The organism is Streptomyces sp. NPDC001157 (assembly GCF_053598255.1).
Window position 1 is genome coordinate 348,076 of the sequence record NZ_JBSFJW010000007.1, and the last position, 22,749, is coordinate 370,824.

Annotated in this window: 24 protein-coding genes and 2 pseudogenes; 17 read left to right on the forward strand and 9 right to left on the reverse strand. The window is 71.1% G+C overall.

Going from position 1 to position 22,749, the window contains the following annotated elements; translation table 11 throughout:
* The first annotated feature begins 220 nt into the window (after positions 1 to 220).
* Positions 221 to 1,024: a TrmB family transcriptional regulator gene (locus tag ACWDAG_RS16445; RefSeq protein WP_450696263.1), complete on the forward strand. Its 804-nt coding sequence runs from the start codon at positions 221 to 223 to the stop codon at positions 1,022 to 1,024.
* On the opposite strand, the gene ACWDAG_RS16450 is transcribed toward ACWDAG_RS16445, so the two are convergent.
* The 3 genes and pseudogenes from ACWDAG_RS16450 to ACWDAG_RS16460 all read right to left on the reverse strand — a co-directional run.
* A complete protein-coding gene (locus ACWDAG_RS16450) occupies positions 1,025 to 1,507 on the reverse strand; it encodes a hypothetical protein (protein WP_450696264.1) in 483 nt (160 codons plus the stop codon). It lies immediately after the preceding gene.
* A gap of 97 nt (positions 1,508 to 1,604) precedes the next feature.
* Positions 1,605 to 1,922: a helix-turn-helix domain-containing protein gene (locus tag ACWDAG_RS16455; protein ID WP_450696265.1), complete on the reverse strand. Its 318-nt coding sequence runs from the start codon at positions 1,920 to 1,922 to the stop codon at positions 1,605 to 1,607.
* Between the two features lie 207 nt (positions 1,923 to 2,129).
* A pseudogene (locus ACWDAG_RS16460) lies at positions 2,130 to 2,249 on the reverse strand (TetR-like C-terminal domain-containing protein); the annotation flags it as partial.
* Here ACWDAG_RS16460 and ACWDAG_RS16465 point away from each other — a divergent pair.
* Positions 2,237 to 2,587 (forward strand): annotated as a pseudogene (locus tag ACWDAG_RS16465) (zinc-binding dehydrogenase); the annotation flags it as partial. The pseudogenes ACWDAG_RS16460 and ACWDAG_RS16465 overlap by 13 nt on opposite strands.
* 26 nt (positions 2,588 to 2,613) lie before the next feature.
* On the opposite strand, the gene ACWDAG_RS16470 reads toward ACWDAG_RS16465, so the two are convergent.
* Together ACWDAG_RS16470 and ACWDAG_RS16475 are read right to left on the reverse strand one after the other, a co-directional pair.
* On the reverse strand, positions 2,614 to 2,736 hold the full coding sequence (locus ACWDAG_RS16470; RefSeq protein WP_450696266.1) for a hypothetical protein: 123 nt from the start codon (positions 2,734 to 2,736) through the stop codon (positions 2,614 to 2,616).
* 18 nt (positions 2,737 to 2,754) lie between these two features.
* Positions 2,755 to 3,324 (reverse strand): TetR/AcrR family transcriptional regulator, encoded by a 570-nt coding sequence (locus ACWDAG_RS16475; protein ID WP_450696267.1) that lies wholly within the window; start codon positions 3,322 to 3,324, stop codon positions 2,755 to 2,757.
* A gap of 103 nt (positions 3,325 to 3,427) precedes the next feature.
* Between ACWDAG_RS16475 and ACWDAG_RS16480 the strand changes: the two genes are divergently transcribed.
* The 3 genes from ACWDAG_RS16480 to ACWDAG_RS16490 all read left to right on the forward strand — a co-directional run bounded on the left by ACWDAG_RS16480 (position 3,428) and on the right by ACWDAG_RS16490 (position 7,422).
* Positions 3,428 to 4,129, forward strand: a complete 702-nt coding sequence (locus ACWDAG_RS16480) for an SDR family oxidoreductase (RefSeq protein ID WP_450696268.1) — start codon at positions 3,428 to 3,430, stop codon at positions 4,127 to 4,129.
* A gap of 29 nt (positions 4,130 to 4,158) precedes the next feature.
* The gene (locus ACWDAG_RS16485; RefSeq protein WP_450696269.1) at positions 4,159 to 5,037 is read left to right on the forward strand and encodes an alpha/beta fold hydrolase; all 879 of its coding nucleotides are present in this window, start codon (positions 4,159 to 4,161) and stop codon (positions 5,035 to 5,037) included.
* A 222-nt stretch (positions 5,038 to 5,259) separates the two neighbouring features.
* Positions 5,260 to 7,422 carry a SpoIIE family protein phosphatase gene (locus ACWDAG_RS16490; protein ID WP_450696270.1) on the forward strand — a complete coding sequence of 721 codons (2,163 nt, stop codon included), beginning with the start codon at positions 5,260 to 5,262 and terminating at the stop codon, positions 7,420 to 7,422.
* Positions 7,423 to 7,434: 12 nt separating this feature from the next.
* On the opposite strand, the gene ACWDAG_RS16495 is transcribed toward ACWDAG_RS16490, so the two are convergent.
* Together ACWDAG_RS16495 and ACWDAG_RS16500 are read right to left on the reverse strand one after the other, a co-directional pair.
* On the reverse strand, positions 7,435 to 8,619 hold the full coding sequence (locus tag ACWDAG_RS16495; protein WP_450696271.1) for a type III polyketide synthase: 1,185 nt from the start codon (positions 8,617 to 8,619) through the stop codon (positions 7,435 to 7,437).
* Between the two features lie 245 nt (positions 8,620 to 8,864).
* A complete protein-coding gene (locus ACWDAG_RS16500; RefSeq protein ID WP_450696272.1) occupies positions 8,865 to 10,052 on the reverse strand; it encodes a macrolide family glycosyltransferase in 1,188 nt (395 codons plus the stop codon).
* A gap of 161 nt (positions 10,053 to 10,213) precedes the next feature.
* On the opposite strand from ACWDAG_RS16500, the gene ACWDAG_RS16505 reads away from it, so the two are divergent.
* Positions 10,214 to 10,801: a hypothetical protein gene (locus ACWDAG_RS16505; RefSeq protein WP_450696273.1), complete on the forward strand. Its 588-nt coding sequence runs from the start codon at positions 10,214 to 10,216 to the stop codon at positions 10,799 to 10,801.
* Here ACWDAG_RS16505 and ACWDAG_RS16510 read toward each other — a convergent pair.
* Complete coding sequence (locus ACWDAG_RS16510) at positions 10,789 to 11,766, reverse strand: TolB family protein (protein WP_450696274.1); 978 nt, start codon at positions 11,764 to 11,766, stop codon at positions 10,789 to 10,791. The two genes, ACWDAG_RS16505 and ACWDAG_RS16510, sit on opposite strands and share 13 nt — an antisense overlap.
* Positions 11,767 to 12,181: 415 nt before the next feature.
* On the opposite strand from ACWDAG_RS16510, the gene ACWDAG_RS16515 reads away from it, so the two are divergent.
* The 11 genes from ACWDAG_RS16515 to ACWDAG_RS16565 all read left to right on the forward strand — a co-directional run bounded on the left by ACWDAG_RS16515 (position 12,182) and on the right by ACWDAG_RS16565 (position 22,359).
* A complete protein-coding gene (locus tag ACWDAG_RS16515) occupies positions 12,182 to 12,943 on the forward strand; it encodes a DUF4232 domain-containing protein (protein ID WP_450696275.1) in 762 nt (253 codons plus the stop codon).
* Positions 12,944 to 12,978: 35 nt separating this feature from the next.
* A complete protein-coding gene (locus tag ACWDAG_RS16520; RefSeq protein WP_450696276.1) occupies positions 12,979 to 13,113 on the forward strand; it encodes a hypothetical protein in 135 nt (44 codons plus the stop codon).
* 419 nt (positions 13,114 to 13,532) lie between these two features.
* Positions 13,533 to 15,749: a HAMP domain-containing protein gene (locus ACWDAG_RS16525; RefSeq protein WP_450696277.1), complete on the forward strand. Its 2,217-nt coding sequence runs from the start codon at positions 13,533 to 13,535 to the stop codon at positions 15,747 to 15,749.
* Positions 15,750 to 15,756: 7 nt separating this feature from the next.
* Positions 15,757 to 17,028 (forward strand): poly-gamma-glutamate synthase PgsB, encoded by a 1,272-nt coding sequence (pgsB, locus tag ACWDAG_RS16530; RefSeq protein WP_450696278.1) that lies wholly within the window; start codon positions 15,757 to 15,759, stop codon positions 17,026 to 17,028.
* Entirely contained in the window at positions 17,025 to 17,507 is a 483-nt protein-coding gene (locus ACWDAG_RS16535) for a poly-gamma-glutamate biosynthesis protein PgsC/CapC (RefSeq protein ID WP_450696279.1), read from the forward strand. Before pgsB ends, ACWDAG_RS16535 begins: the two co-directional genes overlap by 4 nt.
* Positions 17,508 to 17,565: 58 nt before the next feature.
* Positions 17,566 to 18,660, forward strand: a complete 1,095-nt coding sequence (locus tag ACWDAG_RS16540) for an NlpC/P60 family protein (RefSeq protein WP_450696280.1) — start codon at positions 17,566 to 17,568, stop codon at positions 18,658 to 18,660.
* A 110-nt stretch (positions 18,661 to 18,770) separates the two neighbouring features.
* Positions 18,771 to 18,992: a hypothetical protein gene (locus ACWDAG_RS16545; protein WP_450696281.1), complete on the forward strand. Its 222-nt coding sequence runs from the start codon at positions 18,771 to 18,773 to the stop codon at positions 18,990 to 18,992.
* 212 nt (positions 18,993 to 19,204) lie between these two features.
* The gene (locus tag ACWDAG_RS16550) at positions 19,205 to 19,882 is read left to right on the forward strand and encodes a response regulator (protein ID WP_450696282.1); all 678 of its coding nucleotides are present in this window, start codon (positions 19,205 to 19,207) and stop codon (positions 19,880 to 19,882) included.
* Positions 19,882 to 21,003 (forward strand): sensor histidine kinase, encoded by a 1,122-nt coding sequence (locus tag ACWDAG_RS16555; protein ID WP_450696283.1) that lies wholly within the window; start codon positions 19,882 to 19,884, stop codon positions 21,001 to 21,003. The genes ACWDAG_RS16550 and ACWDAG_RS16555 overlap by 1 nt, the downstream gene beginning before the upstream one ends.
* A 242-nt stretch (positions 21,004 to 21,245) precedes the next feature.
* Positions 21,246 to 21,944 (forward strand): hypothetical protein, encoded by a 699-nt coding sequence (locus ACWDAG_RS16560; protein WP_450696284.1) that lies wholly within the window; start codon positions 21,246 to 21,248, stop codon positions 21,942 to 21,944.
* A gap of 121 nt (positions 21,945 to 22,065) precedes the next feature.
* Positions 22,066 to 22,359 carry an SCO5918 family protein gene (locus tag ACWDAG_RS16565; protein WP_450696285.1) on the forward strand — a complete coding sequence of 98 codons (294 nt, stop codon included), beginning with the start codon at positions 22,066 to 22,068 and terminating at the stop codon, positions 22,357 to 22,359.
* A 12-nt stretch (positions 22,360 to 22,371) separates the two neighbouring features.
* Here the strand turns inward: ACWDAG_RS16565 and ACWDAG_RS16570 are convergent, their stop codons facing one another.
* Positions 22,372 to 22,740 carry an STAS domain-containing protein gene (locus ACWDAG_RS16570; protein ID WP_450696286.1) on the reverse strand — a complete coding sequence of 123 codons (369 nt, stop codon included), beginning with the start codon at positions 22,738 to 22,740 and terminating at the stop codon, positions 22,372 to 22,374.
* Positions 22,741 to 22,749 lie beyond the last annotated feature (9 nt).

A 22,749-nucleotide genomic window follows, 5' to 3' on the forward strand; every position in this document is an offset into this window, starting at 1 on the left:
GCGGCCGGAAGCCCTCACGCCATGCCTTATGTCGCGCACATGACAAGCGGTTTCCGTTGGGGGTGGCCGAGTGGAGTCGTGTTCCGGGCATTCTGTTGGCTGCCACCCCGGTCAGTGGTGGCTGCCCATGAGGTTATTGACAGTTTGCCGAAGAGAACAGCGCGGGTTGGTAAAACCTTGGTCCCCAACTCCATTGCCCGGACAGGTACCTTGTGCAGCCATGGAGCTTGAGGACGGAACCGTCAACGACCTGATGTCACTGGGCCTGGCCCGGTACGAGGCACGGGTCTACCTGGCACTCGTCAGGCGTGGTTCCTACACGGCCGCCGAGGTCGCCCGGGAGGCCGACGTGCCGCGCCAACGCGTCTACGACGTGCTGGACGCGCTGATACGGCGGCAGTTGGCCACCTCCCACCCCGGTCGTGTGGCCACGTACTCAGCTGTCACTCCCGAGTTGGCCCTCGCCCGGCTGATGGCGCTGCAACGCGAGTCCGTCGACCGACTGGAGCGGGTCTCGCAGGGGCTGGCCGGTGTTCTGCAGCCGCTCTGGTCCCAGGGGCGGGAGCACACCGATCCGCTGGACTACATCGAGATCCTGCGCGACCCCAAGGCGATCGCCGAGCGCTTCGCCGACATCCAGCGGCAGGCGCAGCACGAACTTCTCACCTTCTGCAAACCGCCGTTCGTCGCCCCGGCGGACAACACCGAGGGCATCGCGGTGGTCCGCCGGCTCCACCGCTCCGGCGGCACCGTCCGGGCGATCTACCTCGACGACGCCCTCGACGACCCCGAGACGGTGGAGCACGTACGGCGCTTCGCCGCCGCGGGGGAGGAGGCCCGCTTCGCCCCCGAACTGCCGCTGAAACTCGTCATAGCCGACGCCTCCCTCGTGCTGTGCGACATGCCCGACCCGGTGGCCGGTGCCGGCTCCACCACCACCCTTTTCATCGAACACCCGGCCCTTGCGGCCTGTCTGCGACTGGCCTTCCACACCGTGTGGAAGGACGCCGCAGCCGGGCCGTGATCACTGGAGAGCGTTTCGGATCGTGTGGGCGAAGTCCCGCACGGCCCGCTGCTCGGCGGCGTCGGCGTCGGCGTCGGGGGACGGGGCGCCGATGACGCTGTCGACCAGGCGGAGGGCCTGCCGGACGGCCGTGCCTCGGTGGGCATAGGCGTCGAGAAGAGCGTCGAGGTTCGGCCGGCCGGCAGTGGCGAGTTGCTCGCGCAGCAGGTCACGTTCGGCATACAGGGCGTCGAGGGCGTCGCTGGTGATCGTGTTGACGCTGTGGCGGTCGGCCGAGTCGTGCCGGACCCGGTCGCGTTCCGCGGTCCGGAGGTCGAGATCTGCCACAAGCTCGTCGAAGCGGCAGCGTTCCGCGGCGAGAAACGCGGCCTCGTCCTGAGCACGGGTGCCGGCCACGGTGGCGCGGTCGGGAGGGCTCATGCTGTAGACGATGAAGTAGCCGGACATGCACAGCACGCTGAGGATGAGCAGGAACGGGATCATGGCCTTGCTCCGGTGAAGTTCATGGCGGAGGGGGACGGGCGAGCGGGACGGGCGAGCGGGACGGTGCCGCCTGCGGTGAGCAGCAGGCGAACTGCCGTCAGTCGGCGGCCTTCCGGCAGGGGTGGGCACGCATGCCGCCGTCGCGCTTCGGCTGGAGGACCCGTCCGCAGTCCGGGCAGGGAAGCGGTTTGTCGCCGGGTTCGATCAGGGCCGCGATGCCGGTGTCGAGGTCGAGCCAGACCAAGAGGGTGACGAGCGCGTCGGCCTCGAGTGAACGGCCGTTGGTGATCCGGCTGAACGTGGCCGGGGCGAGCCCCGTCTGCCGTGCCACGGCGCGCCAGGTGAGGCCGAGTTCCCGGCGCCGTGCGTCGAGACGGCGGTGGAGCTGGGGGACGTCGAGGCGGTGGGTGCTCACGAGCTGCGCCTCCCGGCCGGGATGCCTGCGCGCTCGTCGACGAGGAAGTCGGTGTGCATGGGCGTGTGCCTCCTGGGGTTCCGGACCCGGTCGGGGGTTCGTCCAGGGAGACTTCGGTGGGGTGGCGGCGATTACGCGAAACCGGAGAGATTTTTTCCGGGGCGTGAGCAGCACTTCTGATGCACCCGGGGCCCCTCCCCGCGAAGGTCAGTTCGCCGGCGTACCCGCCAGGTCGTCCAACTCCGCGGCGAAGAGCTGCGCGGGGTCGATTCCCATGCCCGTGAAGTGGCCGGCGAGTTCCAGGGACAGGACGCCGTGCAGCCGCCCCCGGCGGCACGCTCGTCTCTTACGGCAGTGCCTCGACCCGGGACGACGAGGGCTCCAAGCAGTGGCCCGTGCTCAAGCTGCTCGGCCGGGTGTGGCTGTGGAACGCCCTGCCCAACCGCCGCCGTGCGTACTTCTTCAACGTCTGGGCCGGCCGTGCCCTGGCCAAGGACCGCTTCCGCGCCCGCCTGCGCGCCGACCTCACCCAGGTCTTCGCCGCCCTGCGGCGCGGCGAGGTCACAGCCCAGATCGCCGCGCAACTGCCGCTCACCCGAGTCGCCGAGGCCCTGCGGCTGGCCGAGTCGGGCACCGCCGCCGGGAAGGTCGTCCTGACCCCGTAGCAGGCATCCAAGTGGCGCGCGTCCGTTCAGAACAGGCTCCTGTGCCCCTGCCGGCCGGTGGCGATCTTCGTGCGGCCGCCGAAGGACCCCTTGCCGTTGCCGTTGTTGCGCCCGAGGGTGCCGGAGGTGTCGCGGGAGACGAGCTTCACGGGCGGTCGTCCGGTCGGTCAGTGCATGCCCGCTGCGTCGAGCAGCGTGGTCACCATGGGCGCGACGAGCCCGGCCAGTCGGTCGGCTCCGATTCCCGCGCGGGCGCTGGCGCCGTCGAAGACCAGGCTGAGCTGCCGGGCCAGCAGGCCGGGATCGCTCGCCCCGCCCTGCTCGGCCTCGGCGCGGAAGAACCCGGTCAGGTCCTCCTTGACCCGGTGGGCGACCCGGCTCGCGGGGTGGCTCCGGTCCTTGAGCTCGATCTGGACGGCCAGGTACCGGCAGCCCCGGAACTCGGGCGCGTCCGACTGCGACTCCACCTGCTCGAAGACGTGCAGGATCCGCTCCCGGGGTGAACGGTCGTCGTCCGCCGCGGGCAGGAGTGAGGCCGCGTAGGCGGCCGCGCGCTGCTCCAGGCTCGCCGCCAGCAGTTCGTCCTTGCTCTCGAACAACTGGTACATGGAGCGCTTCGACACCCCCGCCGCCTTGCACAGGGCCTCCACGCCGATACCGACACCGTCTCGGTAGGTGAGCGTGGCCGCCGCATCCAGCAGTCGCTCTCGCGGGCTCGGCTTCGCCTCGGTGGTCATGCTGCGAGGTTAACGCGACTCCGACAGGAGGCGCTTGCGCTTGGAAACCGATCGGTTTACGTTGGTGGAAACCGATCGGTTTCTCGTTCTCCGGAGGGCAGTCATGACCGCATTGAAGGGCGCAAACGTCTTCGTCACCGGCGGCAGCCGTGGCATAGGCAAGGCGCTGGTGGAGGAGCTGTACGCGCGCGGTGCCGGCAAGGTCTACGCCACGGCCCGCGATCCGCGCGGCGTGACGCATCCCGACGCAGTCCCGGTGGCGCTCGAGGTCACCGACCCGGCCTCCGTGGCGGCGGCCGCCGCGCAGGCGCAGGACGTCACCGTGCTGATCAACAACGCCGGTGCCTCGGTCGGCGCGTCCTTCCTGGGCTCCCGAGTGGACGACGTACGCCGGGAGTTCGAGACCAACTTCTACGGTCCGCTGCTTCTCACCCGGGCCTTCGTGCCGGTCATCGAGCGCAACGGCGGCGGCCACATCCTGAACGTGCACTCCGTGCTCTCCTGGCTGGCCCTCGGCGGCTCCTACAGCGCCTCCAAGGCCGCCCTGTGGTCGCAGACCAACTCCCTGCGCCTGGAGCTGCAGCCGCGCGGCATCGGGGTCACCGGACTGCACGTGGGTTACGTGGACACGGACCTCGCGGCGGATGTCGACGCCCCCAAGTCCGACCCCCGTGACGTCGCCCGACTCGCCCTCGACGGCATCGAGGCGGGCGCGTACGAGGTGCTCGCCGACGACATCTCCCGCCAGGTCAAGGCGGGTCTGGCCGGGGACTTGGCAGGGCTGTACCCCCAGCTGGCGAAGTGAGCCCCTTCCCCACACGAGGAGTCGGTGACATGCCCGCCCAGGAGTCAGGTCCCACGATCCACATCCCGGGGACCACCAGCCACACCATCGCCCCGCGCGCAGGACTCGACGGCCGCGAGGGAACGCTGCGCTACCTCAAGGCGGGCACCGGCGCCCCCTTGGTTCTGCTGCACACCGTGCGCACCCAGGCGGAGCACTTCCGCCTCCTCGTCCCGCTGATCGCGGACCACTACACCGTGTACGCCCTCGACCTGCCCGGGATGGGCCACTCCGAGATCGTGCCCGGTGCGTCCTACGACGAGCCGGCCATGCGCACGGGCGTCGAGCGGCTCCTCACCGACCTCGACCTCCACGACGTGACGTTGGTGGGGGAGTCCATGGGTGCGGTGCTCGCCCTGACCACCGCGGCCGATCTCCCGGAGCGCGTCCGACGCGTCGTCGCGGTGAACACGTACGACTTCCGCGGCGGGATCGCCCGCTCCGGCCTCCTCGCCCGCGTGGTGGTCGGCGGCGTTCTCGCCCCCGGAGTGGGGCCGGTGATCGCCGGGGTCGAGCCCAGGCCCGTCCTCCGCGCGATCCTGCGGGGCGGCCTCGGCGACAGGAGCGCGCTGCGGGCGGACTACGTGGACGAGCTCCTGCGGGTGGGCGGCCGTCCCGGCTACCCGACCGTCGCGCGGGCGGTGTACCAGGCCCTGCCCAGCCTGATCGCGGCCCGCTCGCGCTATCCCGGGGTCAAGGCGCCCGTCCACCTCGTCTACGGGGAGAAGGACTGGTCCCGGCGCTCGGACCGGGAAGCCAACCGGCGGCTGCTGCCGGCCGCCGAGTTCACACAGGTGCCGAAGGCCGGCCACTTCATCGCCCTGGAACGGCCCGACGCACTGGCCGATCTGTTGAACGCGGCGGCGTGAGACCCCGCGAACCGGCTCCGATGACCCGGACGTACCCGAGGAGGGCGATGCCCAGCAGCGGCAGAGGCAGGCCACGAAGAAAACCGTGAAGCGATGGCGGGCGAAGCGGCCGCGGGTGTTATTGAATGAGCTGTGCGGTCAGGAATCTCGGGGCCCTGTCGCCCGGGTTCTGGTACGACCCCGGCGCTGTGCCGGGGCCGGCAAGCGAGCTGAGAGAGCCGCATGGACTCCACCCCCTCCCCTTCGTCCGCGTCGCCGTTCGACATGGTCAGCGGCGCTTTGGGGCGGTACATGCCACACGGAGGAGAGCCAGCGGCCGCCGGTTCCGCCGAGCAGCAGGACGACGGCGCATCCCGCCCACGCGTGGAGGCCGGTCCGGCCCCCGGCCGTCAGGAGCAGATCCTCGGGGTGGTCAACCTGGACCGGGAGCTGAGGATCACCTGTTGCAATCTGGACGCCCCGGTCTTCGCGGGGGTGGAGGCCGTGGTCGGGAGACCCTTCGTCGATCTTCTGCCTCCCTGGGACGTACCGACGGTCACGCGACGGCTGCGGCAGGTCCTGGAGACCGGTGAGCCGCATGTCGCCCGGGTCCAGCGCCTGCGGCGCGGCGACGGGTCGGAGCTGGTGGTCTCGATGAGCATCCTGGCCGCCGCGGCTCCGCAGGAGGGCCTCACCGTCTCCCTGATCGCCATGGCCAGGAGGCTGCACCTGTACGCCGCCGAGACCGCGATCGGCACCTCGCTGGACATCGGAGAGACCGCGCAGTCGCTGGCGGAGTCCCTGCTGGCCTGGGGAGACGTGACCGCCGTCGACCTCGACTTCGCCGTATGGACGGGTGAGGTGGTCACGGGGCAGCCGCAGGACCGCATCCGGCTGCGGCGGGCGGCCCTGGTGCCGGACCGGGCGTGGCCCGACGGCTATGTGACCCCGGGCGACGATCTGCCGAGCGACGCGAGTCGTCTGCTGTCCCAGGCGATACTGCGTGACGATGCCGCGCAGGCCATCGTCTTCCCCGACCGGGAGGCGATCGAGCGGGTGCTCGGCAGTCCGCGGCTGGTGCGTGCCCTGGTGCCCGGTGACCTGGCGGCGGGTCTGGCGTGCATACCGCTGGTCCTGGACGGCGCGCCGCCCGTCGTGCTGGGGGTGGCGGAGGTCTGGCGGCGGGCGGACCGCCCCTTCGAGGACGGCGAGCTGTTCGACCTTCAGGAGCTGGTGGCCAGGACCTCCCACCACGTCGACCTGGCCCGTCAGCACCAGCGCGAGCACACGCAGGTGCTGGCGCTGCAACGCCGACTGCTGCCCCGGTCCGGCGGCGAGACCATCGAGACCGCGAGCGTCTACCAGCCCGCCACCCCCGACAGCGCGGGCGTCGGCGGCGACTGGGTGAACAGCTTTCCGCTGCCGGACGGCCGTACCGCGCTGGTGGTCGGTGACGTCGTCGGGCATGGCCTGGGAGCCGCGGCCACCATGGGACAGCTGAGCATGGAGGCCCGCGCCCTGCTGTCCGCGGGGCTGGCGCCCGACGAGGTGCTGGAGCACCTGGACGAGACGGTGTCGCTGCTGGACGACGCGGAGTCGGGGCTCGCGGCCGGTTACAGCGCCCTCGGCTCGACCTGCTGCATCGCCGTGTACGACCCGGTCAGCCACCATGTGGCGCTGGCCAGCGCCGGCCACCTCCCCCCGGTGCTGATGCCCCCGGACGGACCCGCGGGCCCGGTCGCGGTACGCACCCACCCCGGGCTGGGCGCCGAGTTCGCGCTGCGCGAGCCGTACGAGGTGCACGCGTTCGCCGCACCCCCGGGCTCGCTGCTCGCCCTCTACACCGACGGCCTGGTGGAGGACCCCGAGCTGTCGATCGACGAGGGCATCGGCAGGCTGGCGGACGCCGTGTCCGCGGTGCACCCCTGGGATTCCCTGCAGCAGGCCGCGCGGCGCATCGTCTCGGCGCTGGCGCCCGCGCACCGGCGCGACGATGTGACCCTGCTGCTCGCGCGCATGATCGGCTACCGCAAGGAGGACACCGCGACCTGGCGGCTGCCCGCCCGGGTCGACGCGGCTGCCCGGGCCCGCACGCTGGTCTCCGCCCTGCTGGACCAATGGCGCATCAGGGACGAGACCCAGGACAGGGTGCTGCTCGTGGTCGACGAACTGGTCGCCAACGCGGTCCGCTTCGCCGGCGGACCCCTCACGGTACGGCTGATCAGAACCGGTCACGGGCTGCTGTGCGAGGTGGGCGACACCGGCAACGGCAGGCCGCGGCTGGGCAGGGGCGGCCTCCTCGACGACGGTGGCCGCGGCCTGCACGTCGTGCACGGCCTCACCACCCGGTGGGGGGTGCGCTGGACGGACACCGGCAAGGTGGTCTGGGCGTCGGTGGAGAGGTGACGCGGAAAGGCCCTACAGCCACTCCCCTTCGAGGGCGGTGGCCGTCAGGCCCGGGGCCGCCGCGTACAGGACGGCACGACTGCCCTTCTCCTGCCCGGCGTCGTACGCCCTGCGCATGATGTCGAACACGGCGGCGCCTCCGCGGTTGCCGCTGGTGTAGCTCTCCCGGCTGTAGTCCAGCAGCCCCGACGGCCACCCGTCGGGCATCGTCTGCTCCATGTACTCCAGCACGCGCGTCCCGCCGGGGTGTGCCAGCAGGACGTCGGGGTGCCAGGAGTCGGGGTCGTCCTGGTAGCGCAGGCGCAGCCACTCCCACATGGCGGTGACGGTCTCCTGCACGGCGCGCGGTCCGCGCCGGTCCATCACGAAGTGGGTGCCGTCCTCGCGGGTCTCCAGGCGGTGCAGGTCCTGGGTGCCGGGCAGGGTGTGGTTCCAGGAGGCGTCCAGCCGCAGCGCCGACTCGGGCCGGGGGCGGCCCGTGACCACCGCGGCGACCGCGGTGTCCGCGAACAGCAACCGGACGATCAGGGACTCCAGAGTGTCGTCCGCGGGCTGGTACGTCGTGCTCAGAGCCTCCGCGATCACGACCAGGACCACCCGGTCGGGATCCGCGGCCACGAGATCCGCCGCCAGCGCCAGGGAACGGGTCCCGGCGATGCAGGCCCACTGCGTGGCCGGCAGCAGCAGTACGTCGTCCCGGAGCGGGAGCTTGTTGGCCAGGGCGACGTCCAGCCCCGGCAGCGCCGGGGTCGTCGAGTGACTGGTGATCAGACAGTCGACGTCCGAGGCGTCCAGGCCCGCGATCTGCAGGGCCCCGCGCGCCGCACGCTCCCCGCAGGACTGCACGGCCGCCCAGGCCGGCGCGGTGCGCTCCTGGACGGTCTGCGGCGCGGGTATCGCTTCGAGGGCGGCTATCACGCGGTCCACGTCCTGCTCGGTGAACCCGTCACCGGCCAGCGCCTCCCGGGCCGGCCCGACACCGGCAGCGGGCAGGCCGCCCCCGCTGCCGGGCGCGACGGCGGCCTCCAACGGCAGCATCCAGCCGCGGGATTCGATGCCCGTACTGGCAGCGATGCCGTCGATCCTCGGCGCCCACGCCGCGTCCGGGTGGCGATCACGCACTTCCGCCACGATCTGGCTGGTCTGCACGGTGTGCTCGCCGTGTATCACGGCAGGCGGGCACAGATAAGCGGCCATGACTGGCACCTTTCTCCGGGGGAGGGGGCGAGGCGGAACGCCACGAACGCCGAGTCATGGGCCACTTGGGGCGCAATGTGTCCAAGTAAATGGCGTTTCGCTCCACTTCGGGCTTCTTGAGCCGCTTCGAGAATGGACGCCAAATGGGCATTTACGCTGTGATCTGGGCAACTTGGATGGCTATTGGTGTGCGTGAGACGGCGCACATGTGGGGTGATTTGTCCCCTTGATATGCATACGTTCCGTCAACTGTTCACCCTGTCACCGGCCAACTCCTTCTCGATCAGATCCGCGGCCCGGCGAGTGCCGCCCTCGGCGCGGACCTCGGACCACAGCCATGCCGAGCGCGTGGCGACCTGTGGATCGCCGATGAGTTCCATCAGGGCGGTGCGCAGCGTCGCCGCCGTGACGTCCGCGGCGTCGATCCGGCGGGCGACGCCCAGTTCGACGAGCCGGTCGGCGTGCAGGCACTGGCCGGGGCCGTTCGGTACCGCGATCATCGGCACTCCGGTGCACAGCCCCTGGCTGCTGCTGTCCATCCCGGTGTGCGTCACCCATACGTCCGCCTGTTCGAGAATGGTCAGCGGCGAGGCCCACGGCCGTACTTCGAAGTTGGGCGGAACCCGTTCGCCCAGATCGCTGCCGCTGCCCGTCTGCAGCACCACATGCCATCCCGGGAGATCCGTGAACGCGGCCACGCACTGGTGGTAGATCTCCTGCGCCGCGTGGTACGCCGAGCCGGCCAGCGACACCAGCAGCACCTTCTTCGCACCGGCCGGCCGCTTCCAGCCGTCCCGCTCACGGTCGACGCCGAAGCACGGGCCGACGAACGTCACCGCCTCGGAGTCGACACGATCCGCATACGGCTGCAGGGCGCGCGGGATCATGGCCAGTACCCGCTTCGGGTGGCCGGTGAACTCCTCCATGTTCGTGGTCGTCGCACCGCACCGGTTCAGCCAGTCGGCGAACCGCGCCCGGTGTTCGGGGCCACCGGGCAACCGGGCGTATGCGGCGGCGATCTCGTCCTGGGCGCCCTCCCAGGCCACATGCGACGCGGCCAGCTGGACGTGGCCGCGGCCCTGCGCCTCGGCCAGCGCGCGGCCCGCGTACGCGCCGACGTCGTAGAGGTAGAGGTCGGCGGGATCGTCGTCGTACACGGCGTGCAGCTGCGGCAGTACGGCCGTCGCCTCGTCGAGGAAGCGGGAGGCGGACGCGATGGGACCTTGCGGCCAGTCGTGGCCGGCGACCGGAAGCGTGGACGTGACGCCGACCGGCTCGGCGCCGGTGGCGGCGACCAGCTCGGCGACGGGACCGGCGTTGGCGTACGTCACGCGATGACCGCGTGCCACAAGCTCACGGATGATCTCCAGGCCGGGCAGCACATGCCCGACCAGAGGCGTACCGACCATGGCGATATGAGCAGAACGGGGCATGTCCGGACTTCCTTGGATAGGCGGCTATGACACAGCAACGCCGAGAAGCCCTCCTGGGCAACGCCGTTCCGGGACTTCTCGGATGCGGGCATGCCTGATTGCCCGTCGCGGTACGGCGGTCATGTGGTTGAACATGAGGTGTGCGATTCGATTCCGTTCCCATGCCGGCGAGCGTCGAGGCCAGACCTCGGGACAGCCGTGGCTATCCGGTACCCGCCATCACCCCGTGGGAGGGCGACGAGCCCCAGTTCGCGCTCACCGACTACGGGCGCAGCGCCGAGTGCGCGCGACGGCGGCTGTGTTCCGTGTGCAACACCCTGATGCCCAAGGGGCCGGTGTGGCGGGTGGTCGGCGCCCCGGAGAGCTCGGCGATCCGCGAGGCGCTCGCTGCCGGGCGGCCGTACCGCAACATGGCGGCGACGCTGGAGGCTCCGGGGCACCGCGCGTGCATGCTCTATGCCTCGATGGTCTGCCCGTATCTGGCGCGCCCCAACGCGCGGCGGGGGCTGACAGCGGAAAACCCGGACGACATGACCGCGCATGTCGTCCGGGGTGCCGTTCGTGGTGAGCTGGGTGCCGTGGTGGGCTTCGGCGACTACGAGTTCGCCGTCACCTCGGCCCAGGTCCTGTTCCGCTTTCTCGATGTGGTCGAGTACCTGCCGCATGACACGGCCGACCAGCATCTGGAGGAGCTACGGGCCGAACTCGCCCGCTCCGGCGGCCGTTTGGGCGGCGGTCAGCCGCGGTAGGCCGGCAGGCCGGTGTGCTGGGTGACCTTCACGGGCTTGCCGAAGCCGTGGGCGGTCCTGGTCACGGTGTACGTGCCGGAGGGCGCGCGGAAGGCGAGGGTCCTGCCGTCGGGCGACCAGGTGGGCTCGGTGTAGTCGGTGGTGGCGTGCGGCGTGATGTCCTTGACGGCGTTGCTGCCGGCGCTCAGGTCGTCGACGAAGAGGTGGTCGTGCCCGCCGACGGAGCGCACGAAGACGACCTCCTCCGCGTCGGGGGCGAGCGCGGGCTCGGAACCCCTGGTCAGCGCACCGCCCTGCTGACGCAGGTAGTCGTCACGGATGTAGACCTCGCCGGTGCGGGTGTTCTCGTAGACGGAGGTCCCGTAGGTCCCGCCGACGTTGGGCCAGGTGTTGTCGGTCTGCGGGAGGCCGCCGCCGTCCGCGTCGCTGTTCAGGCTGATCCTGGCCGGTGTGCCGTGGTCGGCGGTGGCCTTCACGCGCTCCAGGACGGTGCTGCCGTGGACCCTGGCCGAGAAGATGATGTTGTTCTTCGCGGGGATGCCGTTCGCCCGGTCGGCCGCGGTGACCTGCCACGTGGGGTGGGACCAGGTCTGCCCGCCCGGGTTGGCGGCGACCGTCACCCGGTGGCTGCCGTCGGGGTCTGAGACCTCCAGGTTGCCGTGGCCGTCGATGAAGGCGGCCTTGGTGCCGCGGGGGTTCCAGGCCAGGTCACGGACGACGGTGCCGAAGTCGATCGACTTGCCGTTGACCCAGACATGGCGGGTGCCGTCGCTGATGGTGAGACCCCTGGGCACGGTGAGCGTGTGGGTGGACGCGGACGCGGCGACCATCGCGGCGCTGCCCCTGGCGTCGCGGCCGGAGGACGGAGCGGCCATCGCGGTGGCGGCCGCGCCACTCAGGGCGAGCAGCGCGGCGACACCTGCCGTGATGACGGCTGCGGTGCTCCGACGGTTACGAGCGGACATCGAGGTTCCCCCAGGAAGGCGAATGACGTTGCGGCGAGAGTCTCGCGGGAGCCGCCCGCCGTCCCCGGGACCCGAACCGGTCCGCTCGGCCTGCTGCTCTTCGCGATGAGAGGAAGTCTTCCCATGGGGCGTGACGGAGCCGTGCGCTCGACGTCACAGCTGTGCAATAGCGGGTCGTACGAGGAGCAGCCCCGGGCCGGCGGCTGCCGCTCCGAGTCGGGGCACGGGCGCCGCAGCGCAGTCCCCGCATCCCATTCGCCCGTTCCAGGGCGACTGTGTTCTCCCAGGTCAGCGACCGTTTCGGCGTTCCAGCGTCCCTAACACGCTGCCGGGCGTGGCGGTTGGGACGGATCACCTCGCAGGCTTCGGTCATCCGATCAGCACCACCACCCGAACACCGAAGGGGCACACCACCATGTCCGGTCTCCGTACCTCCCGCACCCGTCTCGCAGCCGCCGCCGCGACCGCCGTTCTCGCCGCACTCTCCCTGACCGCGTGCAACAACGGCACGGGCACCCACGACGAGGGCTCGGCGGCGTCCGCCTCCACGGGCTCTTCGTCCGGTGGGACCTCGTCGGGCGCGGACTCCGACTCCACGGGTTCGACCGGCTCCGCGGGTTCGTCTTCAGGTTCCACGGGCTCGACGGGCTCGACCGGCTCCTCCGGCGGCAAGTCCACCACCGGCTCCACCACCGGTTCGAAGTCCACCAACGGCGCCTCGGCGTCGAAGGGGAAGGGGTCCTCCAACAAGCCGGTCACTTGCGAGGGTTCCAACACGAAGACGGTCGCGGCTCCGCTGACCCGTCCGGTGAACCACTTGCTGCTCACGGTGACCAACACGGGGTCCAGGACGTGCTTCCTCTACGGTTATCCGGCCGTGCAGTTCGGGCAGGCGCAGTCCGTGCCGCCGGTCATCGATGACTCGCAGCCGCAGGCGGTGGTCACGCTGGAGCCGGGTCAGTCGGGGTATGCCTCGGTGAGCCTGTCCGCGACCGACGGCAGTGGCGGGCACGGCTACACGTCGAAGTCCCTGACGGTGTACTTCCAGGGCCGTTCCATGGCGGGGAGTGTCGGCAAGGGCGCGCACCCGTCGCTGCCCGCGAAGGGCGTGTACGTCGACGACTCGCTGAAGGTCACGTACTGGCAGCAGTCGATGGACGACGCCGTCAACTGGTGACACCCGAACCGGACCCGGAAGGCAGGCAACCCACGATGCGCAGCAGCACCCTCAGGATCACCCGCTTCGTAACCGCCTACTTCGGCGCGGCCTTCCAGGTCGTCGTCATGGGAAGCACATGCCGCCTGGCGGAGGAGGCGGGGGTCCTCCGCCGCGGCCACGCGGTCTGAACTCCTGCGCCGGCCGGCAGCCGAAGGTCCGGCGGAGAGCGTGCCACCCCCGCCGATCGGCGGGGGTGGAACAGCCGACTGCCGGATAGGCACGGAAGCAGAAATGGAAAATACTCCTTGCGGGAAATTCTCGTCTCACTCGGGGTTGGTCGATTGTGATTGTTCACATTTCTGAAGACTGAATCCATCATTCTTGAGGCTCGGTAAAGTAGCAGGTCAGGCGGGTTTTGAAATTCGCTCGGTGAGTACCGTCACACCTCCCGGATAAACCGGCCAAGCATTCCCGTCGTCAGGCAGGTCGAGAACTTCTTTTCTGGAAGGGATTCTTCTTGACCACCAGTGGATCTGCGATATCCAAGCAGCGCCCGGCTCGGCGTCGGGCGGACATGGCGGTGTTAGGAGGTGTGCGGCCGCCGCTCGTGGCCCTGCCGGTTCTGTTGGCGCTCGTCGCCGGCCTGACGGTGTTCGCCGTCGGGAGCGATGCCGAACGGGGCGTTCCCGAGGCCGTCCTCAGCTCCCAGCAGCACATCGCCGAGGACGGGGCGGTGGCGCTGCAGGGCGCCGTCGACCAGAGCGTCACCGATCTGCGGACGGCGGCCGCGGACTTCACGGGGTCCACGTCCGTATCGGCGGACGGAATGCTGACCCGCCTCGACCGGACCTACCGCAAGTGGCGCGGTACCGCCGTGGTCGACCGGTCCACCGGTCGGCTGCTCGCCGCGCAGGGCGAGGCCGTACCGCTCGGGAGGGTGGACCTTCGTGCACTGCCGGCGAACCCGCCCCCGAGACTGGTGCGGGACGACTCGGGCGTCACCCGGCTGCTGACCTTTGCGACGCTGTCGCAAGGCGGCAGGCAGGAGTTGCTCGTCGCCTCCCAGAGCGTGAAGCTGCCGGGCATCTCCGTCGGCAGGAAGCGCACGCTGGGCGTCGTGGACCGGGACGGAGTCACTCTCACCTCGGCCGGGCCGGGATCCGGCACCGACCGGGCCAAGGCGCTGGCCGGGAACGCGGCCCGCGAGGCGCAGGGCAAGGGACCGTCGGACACCGCCGCTGCCGGCGGCTTCGACGGTCCGAGCGGCAGTCTCGTCGGGGCGGCGGACGGCAACACCCGTACCGCCGTCGGGTACGCCGCAGTGGCCCGGGGGCTCGCCACGAAGGAGAGCCCGAGCAGCGCACTCGGACTGACGGTCGTCACCACGGTACGAACCGAGCGTCATGGGGCCGGGACCGGCGACCTTCGTCTCGCCCTCCTCGCCGCGGCCGTGCTCCTGGCCCTCGCGGCCGGCCTCACCGCCGCTCTCCACCTGGCGGTGCAGCGGCCTCTGCTGCGGTTGCGTCGCGACGCGCTAAGGCTCGGCTCGGGCGACCTCACGGCTCCCGTCCGCGTGCCCCGCTTCGGGGAACCCGCCCGGGTCGGCGCCGCGCTGGAGGCACTGCGCCGTCAACTCGGTGGCGGGGACGGGTCGTCGCAGGAGACGGTCGCGCGGCCACCGGCCAAGGGGCGTGTTCTGCCCGGGACGGGCAAGGGGCTGCGTCGGCTCGGACTGCGCACCGTCCTCGTGGTGTGCGCGTGCGCTCTGCTGGCCTGGCCCGCGTCGACGCTGCTGACGCTCGCCGGCACCTTGCCGCGCCCGGCCGCGGTCGTGCCGCGGCTGATCTCCGAGGACCAGCGGCAACGCACCGAGACGACGGCGGATCGCGTGCGCAGGGGGATCAACGACGGATACGCGGATCTCGCCCATCTCGCCACCGTGGTCGACCCTTCGCGGTCGCAGGAGGCGCGCAAGGTCCTCGGCAGATCCCTGGAGCAGCACGGCCGGTATCGGTCCCTGTACGTCGTCGACGGCACCGGAAGAATCCTGGTCCGCGCAGGCGAAGAACCCCGTACCCCGAACAGGGCCCGCATCAGGCCCGGAGTCAGGCAGACGAACACCTCCGGCACGGAACCGGTGCTCGCCGCCGTGGCCCCTCAGCAGGGCAAGGATGCGTCGGCGAGGTCCCAACACCGCTATGTCGTGGGCGAGTTCAAGGTCCAGTATCTGACCGGCATCCTCGACCGGCCCGGTCTCGGCTCGGTGTGGCTGGTGGACTCCGCGCATCGGGTCATCGCGTCCAACAAGGGGTTCGTGGCCTTCGGGCGGGTCTCCGACAGCCGGCTGCGGGACCGGCTGAAGGCCGTCCGCACCACCGGGGGCTCCGCCGAACTGCTGCTCGGCTGGAGGGATCCGGCGGTCGCCGCGGTGGCGCCGTTCCACGACAAGCCGGGCGTCGCGAGCGCACTCGGCTGGAAGGTCGCCTCGATCAGGCCGGTGTTCTGGATCGGCCTGCCCGAGTACGAGGCACAGCGGCGGATCATGCTCGTCGGTCTGCTGGGGGTGACCACGGGTGGCCTCTGTTTCGGCTGGCTGTACCTCGTCGTCGTCCGTCCGCTGCGTGAACTCGCCCAGGGCGCCGAGGCGTTGGCGGCCGGGGACCGCACAACGGTGCTCTACCCGCGCCACCACGACGAGGTGGGATCCGTTGCCCGCAGCCTCGAACTGATCAGACAGCGTCTCCCGCGCACCGTCGCACCGCCGGCGCCCGCCTCCCCGGACGAGGCGCCCACGCCCTCCCCTTCCCCCGGCCCCAGGAGCTGACCCGGCCGTGCTCTTCCTGTACTGCGTCCTCGCGGCGTGCTGCGCCGGCCTGCTCGTCGCGGGCCTCGTCGAACAGCGCCGCCATGACGCGAATCTGGCCGCCATACCCACCCGAGTGCTGGTCAACGGCATCCGCGGCAAGTCCTCCATCACCCGGCTGTGCGCGGGCGCGCTGCGCGGCAGCGGCCTGGTGACCGTCGCCAAGACCACGGGCACCGCGGCCCGGTTCATCCACCCCGACGCCACCGAGGAGCCGGTCTACCGCAAGTTCGGCATCGCCAACGTCGTCGAGCAGATCGGCATCGTCCGACGGGCCGCCGGCTACCGGCCCGATGTCCTGGTCATGGAGTGCATGGCCGTCATGCCCGCGCTCCAGGAGATCAACCAGTCCAAGCTGATCCGCTCCACCATCGGCGTGCTGTGCAACGTACGCGAGGACCATCTCGCCGAGATGGGACCGACCTTGGACGACGTCGCCCGTTCCCTGTCCCGCTCGATGCCCGTCGGAGGCATCTGCGTCACCGCCGAACGCGAGCGGCTCCACATCCTCCAGCAGGAGGCCGACGCCCGGAACTGCGAGCTGGTCCACGCCGCCCCGGAAACCGTCACCGACGAGGAACTGCGCGGCTTCAGCTGGTTCACCTTCAAGGAGAACGTCGCCATCGCCCTCGCGGTCGCCGAACTGCTCGGCGTCGACCGCGCGACCGCCCTGAAGGGAATGTACGAGGCGCCACCGGACCCGGGTGTGCTGTCCGTCGAGCGATACCGCACCCCTGACGGAAGGCGACTGCGATTCGCGAACGTCTTCGCCGCCAACGATCCCGAGTCGACGCTGATGAACATCACGCAGCTGCTCGAACTGGGCGCGATCCACCGCCCGTTGCACGTCGTCATCAACTGCCGTCCCGACCGTGTGGAGCGCAACGGGCAGATGGGCGCGCTCATTCCCCGGCTCGACCCGGAAACGGTGTTCCTCATCGGCCACCCCACCAAATCGGCCGCCGACGCCATACCCACCCACTGGACCGGGAACGTCGTCGATCTCGGCGGCGACCGCCGCGACCCCGACCGGCTCACCGCGGATCTCCTCGCTCACCTGGGGCCGGACTCCTCGCTCGTCGCCATCGGCAACATCCACGGCCAGGGCGAACTCCTCCTGGAGCGGCTCGCGGCACTCGCACCCGACCACCCCGACGCCGCCGCCGACCCCGTCGACCCGGGCGACGCCCCCACAACGCCGGTCGCCCACCACAACTCCTCCCGTGGAGAGTCCCGTTGATCCCCGCAGTAGTCACCCCGCAGATAGCCGCCATCGGCATCGCACTCGGTCTGGTCTTCTCCCTCCTGTGCTACCTGACCACGAACCTCTCACCGGGCGGCATGATCACCCCTGGCTGGCTCGCCCTCACCCTCGTCGGCGATCTGCGGCGCGCCGCCATGGTCGCGGCCGTGGCGGGCCTGACCTACCTGCTGACCAAGCTGCTGCAGCGCTTCGTCATCCTCTACGGCAAGCGGCTCTTCGCTTCCGTCGTGCTCATCGGCGTCCTGCTCCAGGCCGGGCTCTCCCTGTTGCTCCAGCAGCAGTTCCCCCTGCTGTTCGCCCATCAGGCCCTCGGGTTCATCGTCCCCGGACTCATCGCCTACCAGCTGGAGAGGCAGCCCAAGGCAGCGACCGTCCTCTCCACCTGCGCGGTCACTTTCGCCGCATACGTGATTCTGGTGTCCGGGCTGCTGCTGGGCGCCCTGCCCACGACATGAGCCGCCCCCTCCCCGTCACGCGGCGCCCGCTCGCCTTCCCGCCCATCGGAGCTGACCAGTGAAACGGCCCCTGCCCAGAATCCGGAAGTTCTCCCTGCCCAGGAACGCGGCCCTGTTCCTGGTGACAGCCGTCCTGCTCGCCGCGAGCTGCGTCCTGACCCTGCAGTTCAGGCACCGCACCGACCATCCGGAGGCAGCACCCCCGGCAGCACAGACAGCACGGGCAGCACCGGATGCCGGAACCCGGGCCGACGGCGGCAGACTGCACTTCGAGCGGATCGGCAACCCCGCCCGCACGGTCGCCCGCGACCGGCGCGGCACGGTCGTCGCCACGTTCACCGACGGCGCCCGTACGGCCGTACTGACGGGGCCCAGCAGGACCTTCGCCGAGCCGCGCACGACGGATGCCGAGGTCGTCACCAAGAGCTGGGTGCGGCTGCTGCCCAAGGCATGGGCCCCTGGCGCGGAGCGGAGCGGCTGGTTCGGGACCTGGCTCAGGTCCCGGCTCGGCAGCCGCGACCCCGACATCCTCGCCACGGCCTTCGACTACATCGCCGGTGCCCCGGCCCGGACGACGGCAGCGGGAGTCAGATACGGCGGTGCCGCCCGCTACACACCCGGCACCGCCGGCGACCCCGGGCGTACCGGGCAGGACAAGCGGCGCACGGGTTCGGACTTCTACGACTACCTGGGCATCCCCTGGACCTTCCCCGACGCGGTCACCCGCCGCCCCGAGAAGGACCGCGCGCGCTCCGTCGACAGCTCCGGCTACGTCCGGCTGGTGTACGGATACCGCTCGGGGCTCCCGCTGAACAGCAGGGACGGCACGGCGGGCAGCGGGCTGCAGCGGACCCCCGACGCGATCGCCCGCGGGCGGCTCGGCGTACCCGTGATCCCCCTCACCGGCCACCGCCCCGTCGTCATCCAGCAGCTCCAGCCCGGCGACCTGGTCTTCTTCAGAACACGGGATGTGCCCGGCGGACGGATCGGCCACATCGGCATCTACCTCGGCCTGGACACCGCCGACCACCCGCGCTTCATCTCCAGCCGGAAGAACGCGGGCGGCCCCACCATGGGCGACAAGGGCGGCACGTCACGGCTCGACGGCGACGGCTACTACGCCCAGGGGCTGCGCGCGGCCCGCCGCCTCTGACCGCGCTCCGACGGCTCCTACCCCAGGCCGGTCTTCTCCAGCCACTCGGCGGGGGCGGACCCGACGGTCGCCGGATGTGCGGAGGGCGGCCCGGCGTCCAGGCTGGAGGCATGACACAGCAGGTTCGTGACAAGGAACCCGAGACCACCCTCGGGGCGTCGGCCGACATCGACGTGCGGGGACATGACGTCCCACCCGGCAGAGGGGGGTTGCTGGAACTTCTCTGCCTGACGCTGGTGGCGGGCGCCGCCGTCCTGTTCGTCCTCCGCCCTGAGTTCTACGAGGCAGGGGTGCAGATCGTCGCCACGCGGGCGGCCTCACTGGTCCACTGAGCCGGCGACAGCCCCGGCCGGAGCGCCCCCCCCGACCGGCTGGAACCGGCCTGCCGGGTGGCGGGGGTCCACAGCGGCCGCACCGTCGCGCGCCTTGCCCGACGTACTGTCGTCGGCAGGCGATCACCGTACGAGAACGTGGCTGCCCCGATACGGGGTGCACGGGTGGCCGAGAAGCTGGACCGAGCAGACGAGTGTGAGGCGGAACGCCGGTGATCCGGGTAGTGGTGGTGGACGACGAGGCGCTGGTGCGGTCCGGGTTCGAGCTGATCCTGAACGCCTCCGACGGCCTCCAGGTCGTGGCGACCGCGCAAGGAGCGCAGGCCGCCGACGTGATCCGGCGCGAGCAGCCGGACGTCGTGCTCCTCGACATCCGCATGCCCGATGTGGACGGCCTGGCCGTCCTGAGGGAGATCCAGACGCTGCCCGAGCCGCCGACGGTGGCCATGCTGACCACCTTCGACACCGACGAGTACATCGTGACCGCGCTGCGCTCGGGAGCCGCGGGCTTCCTGCTCAAGGACACCGAGCCCGAGCAACTCGCCCACCTCGTACGCACCCTGGCCGCGGGCGGGGTGGTGCTGTCCCCGAAAGCCTCGCGGGCTCTGCTGCGCGGCCATCCGGGTCCGGGCGCGCCCCAGGACGCGGACGCGGCGCGCGTGAATCTGCTCAGCGACCGCGAACGTGACGTCCTCGTCCTGATCGCGGAAGGACTGTCCAACGCCGACATCGGCGCCCGCATCCATCTGAGCGCGGGCACCGTCAAGGACCACGTCAGCTCGATCCTGACCAAGCTCCGGGTCGCCGGCCGCGTCCAGGCGGCGCTCCTCGCGGAGCGCGCGGGGCTGCTCAGCGACGACGACGCCGACACGGCACGGGGCAACGGGTGATGAGGACGGGTCAGGCACTGTGGCGGCGGGTGCCGACCTGGGCCCTCGACGCGGGCCTCGTCGTGCTCGGCGCGCTCGACGCCTGGATCAACCTCTACGGCGAGGCGACACCGTTCATGTTGGCCTGCGCCGCCCTCGGGTGCGCAGGACTGTTCCTGCGCAGGCGCTTTCCACTGACCGTCTTCCTGCTGACCCTGCCCATGACCCTGTTCATGGACGTGGCGGTCGCGCCGATCGCCGCCCTGTACACACTGGCCACGCGCACCCGCAACCGCCCGCTGCTGGCCGGCTGCGCCCTGCTGAACGCGGCGGCGAGCACCCTCGCCTGGCCCCTGTCCGACTCGTTGTCCGGCGACCAGACCTGGACGCTCATCCAGTTCGTCTACACGCTGGCCACGGCCTTCGCCCCGATCCTGTTCGGCCAGCTCGTCCAGGCCAGACACGAGGTGGCCCGACAGCTCGTCGAGGTCGAAGTGGCCCGCGAACACGAACGCGCCCTCCACGCCCAGACCGTCCTCGCCCGCGAACGCGCCCAACTGGCCCGCGAGATGCACGACGTCGTCTCCCACCAGGTCAGCCTCATCGCCGTACAGGCCGGAGCCCTGCAGGTCGCCGCCAAGGACCCCGCCGCCCGCGACGCCGCCCGCACCATCCGCACCCTGAGCGTGAACACCCTCGACGAACTCCGCCACATGGTCACCCTGCTGCGCGCCTCCGGCGGCAAGGAGACCGAACTCACCCCCCAGCCCACCCTCGCCGACCTCCAGCAGCTGATCGCCAACAGCGGCATCGAGACCACCCTGACCGGCGGCCTCCCGCCCGGCATCAGCACAACCGCCCAGCGCACCGTCTACCGCACGGTCCAGGAAGCCCTCACGAACGTACGCAAGCACGCCCCCGGCGCCCGCGCCGAGGTGCGCCTGTGGCAGGACGCACGGCACTTCGGCGTCACCGTCACCAACACCGCCCCCACCCGCCCCTCCGTCGCCCTGCCCAGCGCCCGGCACGGCCTGATCGGCCTGAGAGAACGCGCCGAACTGCTCGACGGCACCCTCACCGCCGAACCCACCCCACAGGGCGGATACGAGATCGAGCTACGGGCCCCCACCCGGCCCGCCTGAGCACAACCCGCGGCGCTTTCGCGGTCGGAACGTCTCTGACCTGGCCGTACGCACTCCGGCCGACCCGGGGGCGCTTCGCCTTGCACACTCCTGCACCGAGGCCGCTCCCCCGCCGGCCACGTCGGCGGGCGTAGGCTCGGAGGCACCGAGGGCACCTCGTGTGCCGGCTCACGCGCCGGTGCCGTTCTCGGCGAACGACGACGCCGGGCCGGACCCGTCCGGACCCGGAGCAGGGTTCGCCCATGACCGTGAACACGCCGGACCGCCCGGAGACCGCCCACCCGGGGATCCCCGGCCGGCAACCAGCGCTTCCCGAGGCGCGGCCCCAGCGGCGCCGGCAGGGGCCCTCACCCGAGAGGGGCGAGTTCGTCCGTCCGCTGACCCGGCGCCAGATCGACGACCGCATGCGGGAGCTCGGCGAGCTGTACACGAACACCTCTTCCCACCAGGTGGGGGCCTCGGACGCGTCGGGCCAGGGCCGGTCCGCCGCATTCCGGCGACGGCTCACGGGCCACATGCGGCGACCGGGGTTCGAGCTGCTCGTGGCGGAGACCGCCGGCCCCTCGGGCGCCATCGGCCTCACGGCATGCGCCTACGGGTTCCCCGTGCGTGGCGACGGGCCCTGGTGGGACGGCCTCGACGGGTGGTACCTCCCGGAGAGCCTACTCCGCGTCGCCGCCTTCGGCAGGCTCTTCGCGATCGCCGACATTCTCGTGGAGCGACGGGTACGCACCCAGGACCAGAGCCGCGAGTGGAACCTCGCCCGGCGCCTGCAGAAGCGGCTGCTGAGCGATCACGCAGCCGCGCTCGGTGTCACCCTGATCGACCGGGACAACGCGGACACGCTCGAAGCACTGCTGTCCTGGGGCTGGCGCTGCCTGTCGGCCGAGGACCGCGGGGCGTCGCCTCTCGCTCCCAGCCGGCTTCTGGTGCTCCGCTGACCGGCGACCGGTGGTTGCGGGCCCCTGACCGTTCTCTTTCGACCGACACCCGCGTCGAGCGCACTGCCGCCCGTTCGCGTTCCACCCGTCCCGGATCCGTCCCGACCCTGGTGAGGCACCCATGCGCTGTGTGATCGCCCGTTACCCGTTCGACCTGTCCAAGGCGGAGGTGGAGATGTCGATGGAGAAGGTCCGGCCCGAGCCCCTGGCGGGGGAATGTGTCGTCATCGGGGAGCGGATGTACCCCGTCAAGCAGGTGGGAGTGGTGATCACCCGCCAGGACCCGCGCGACTTCACCGCCACGGAGATGGTCCGGGCACTGGTCCGTCTCGGCTTCACCTGCCGGACCGCACCCCAGCAGCCCCCGCCCACGCCCGGCCTGTCGTACGGTTCCGTCGACCGGTCGCTCGGCTGACCATCCCTTACGTCATCTTCTGCGGCCGCGCCAGGCGTCCTGGGCGCTGGCATAGGCGGGGAAGCGGCCGAGTACCCCGCCGTCCAGCATGACGAGTTCTATGCCACGGCTGCTGTGGACGACGCGGACCCAGCCCTGCCGGGCCCGGCAGTCGTCCCACGCCTCGCACAGGGGTTGCAGGATGCTTCCGTCCGCGAAGGTCACCTCGCGGAGATCGACGATGAGGAAGACGCGCCCGCATCCGGTGCGGGCACCCTCCAGAGCGTGCACCAGGGGTGTCATGGTGGTCGGGTCCAGCTTGCCGCGGGCGCGCACCATCCGGCATTCGTCGAACAGTTCGGGCCTACGGAAGGGCTCGGACGGGTCGGGATGAGCGCACATGCGCCCCAT

What these genes read in the sequence shown, in the direction of transcription:
- ACWDAG_RS16510 (WP_450696274.1), bottom strand. Translation starts at nt 11,766, where the DNA reads ATGTCCGCTCGTAACCGTCGGAGCACCGCAGCCGTCATCACGGCAGGT.
- ACWDAG_RS16475 (WP_450696267.1), bottom strand. Translation starts at nt 3,324, where the DNA reads ATGACCACCGAGGCGAAGCCGAGCCCGCGAGAGCGACTGCTGGATGCG.
- ACWDAG_RS16570 (WP_450696286.1), bottom strand. Translation starts at nt 22,740, where the DNA reads ATGTGCGCTCATCCCGACCCGTCCGAGCCCTTCCGTAGGCCCGAACTG.
- ACWDAG_RS16560 (WP_450696284.1), top strand. Translation starts at nt 21,246, where the DNA reads ATGACCGTGAACACGCCGGACCGCCCGGAGACCGCCCACCCGGGGATC.
- ACWDAG_RS16505 (WP_450696273.1), top strand. Translation starts at nt 10,214, where the DNA reads ATGCCGGCGAGCGTCGAGGCCAGACCTCGGGACAGCCGTGGCTATCCG.
- ACWDAG_RS16500 (WP_450696272.1), bottom strand. Translation starts at nt 10,052, where the DNA reads ATGCCCCGTTCTGCTCATATCGCCATGGTCGGTACGCCTCTGGTCGGG.
- ACWDAG_RS16480 (WP_450696268.1), top strand. Translation starts at nt 3,428, where the DNA reads ATGACCGCATTGAAGGGCGCAAACGTCTTCGTCACCGGCGGCAGCCGT.
- ACWDAG_RS16565 (WP_450696285.1), top strand. Translation starts at nt 22,066, where the DNA reads ATGCGCTGTGTGATCGCCCGTTACCCGTTCGACCTGTCCAAGGCGGAG.
- ACWDAG_RS16520 (WP_450696276.1), top strand. Translation starts at nt 12,979, where the DNA reads ATGCGCAGCAGCACCCTCAGGATCACCCGCTTCGTAACCGCCTACTTC.
- ACWDAG_RS16485 (WP_450696269.1), top strand. Translation starts at nt 4,159, where the DNA reads ATGCCCGCCCAGGAGTCAGGTCCCACGATCCACATCCCGGGGACCACC.
- ACWDAG_RS16515 (WP_450696275.1), top strand. Translation starts at nt 12,182, where the DNA reads ATGTCCGGTCTCCGTACCTCCCGCACCCGTCTCGCAGCCGCCGCCGCG.
- ACWDAG_RS16495 (WP_450696271.1), bottom strand. Translation starts at nt 8,619, where the DNA reads ATGGCCGCTTATCTGTGCCCGCCTGCCGTGATACACGGCGAGCACACC.
- ACWDAG_RS16490 (WP_450696270.1), top strand. Translation starts at nt 5,260, where the DNA reads ATGGACTCCACCCCCTCCCCTTCGTCCGCGTCGCCGTTCGACATGGTC.
- ACWDAG_RS16545 (WP_450696281.1), top strand. Translation starts at nt 18,771, where the DNA reads ATGACACAGCAGGTTCGTGACAAGGAACCCGAGACCACCCTCGGGGCG.
- ACWDAG_RS16450 (WP_450696264.1), bottom strand. Translation starts at nt 1,507, where the DNA reads ATGATCCCGTTCCTGCTCATCCTCAGCGTGCTGTGCATGTCCGGCTAC.
- ACWDAG_RS16445 (WP_450696263.1), top strand. Translation starts at nt 221, where the DNA reads ATGGAGCTTGAGGACGGAACCGTCAACGACCTGATGTCACTGGGCCTG.
- ACWDAG_RS16555 (WP_450696283.1), top strand. Translation starts at nt 19,882, where the DNA reads ATGAGGACGGGTCAGGCACTGTGGCGGCGGGTGCCGACCTGGGCCCTC.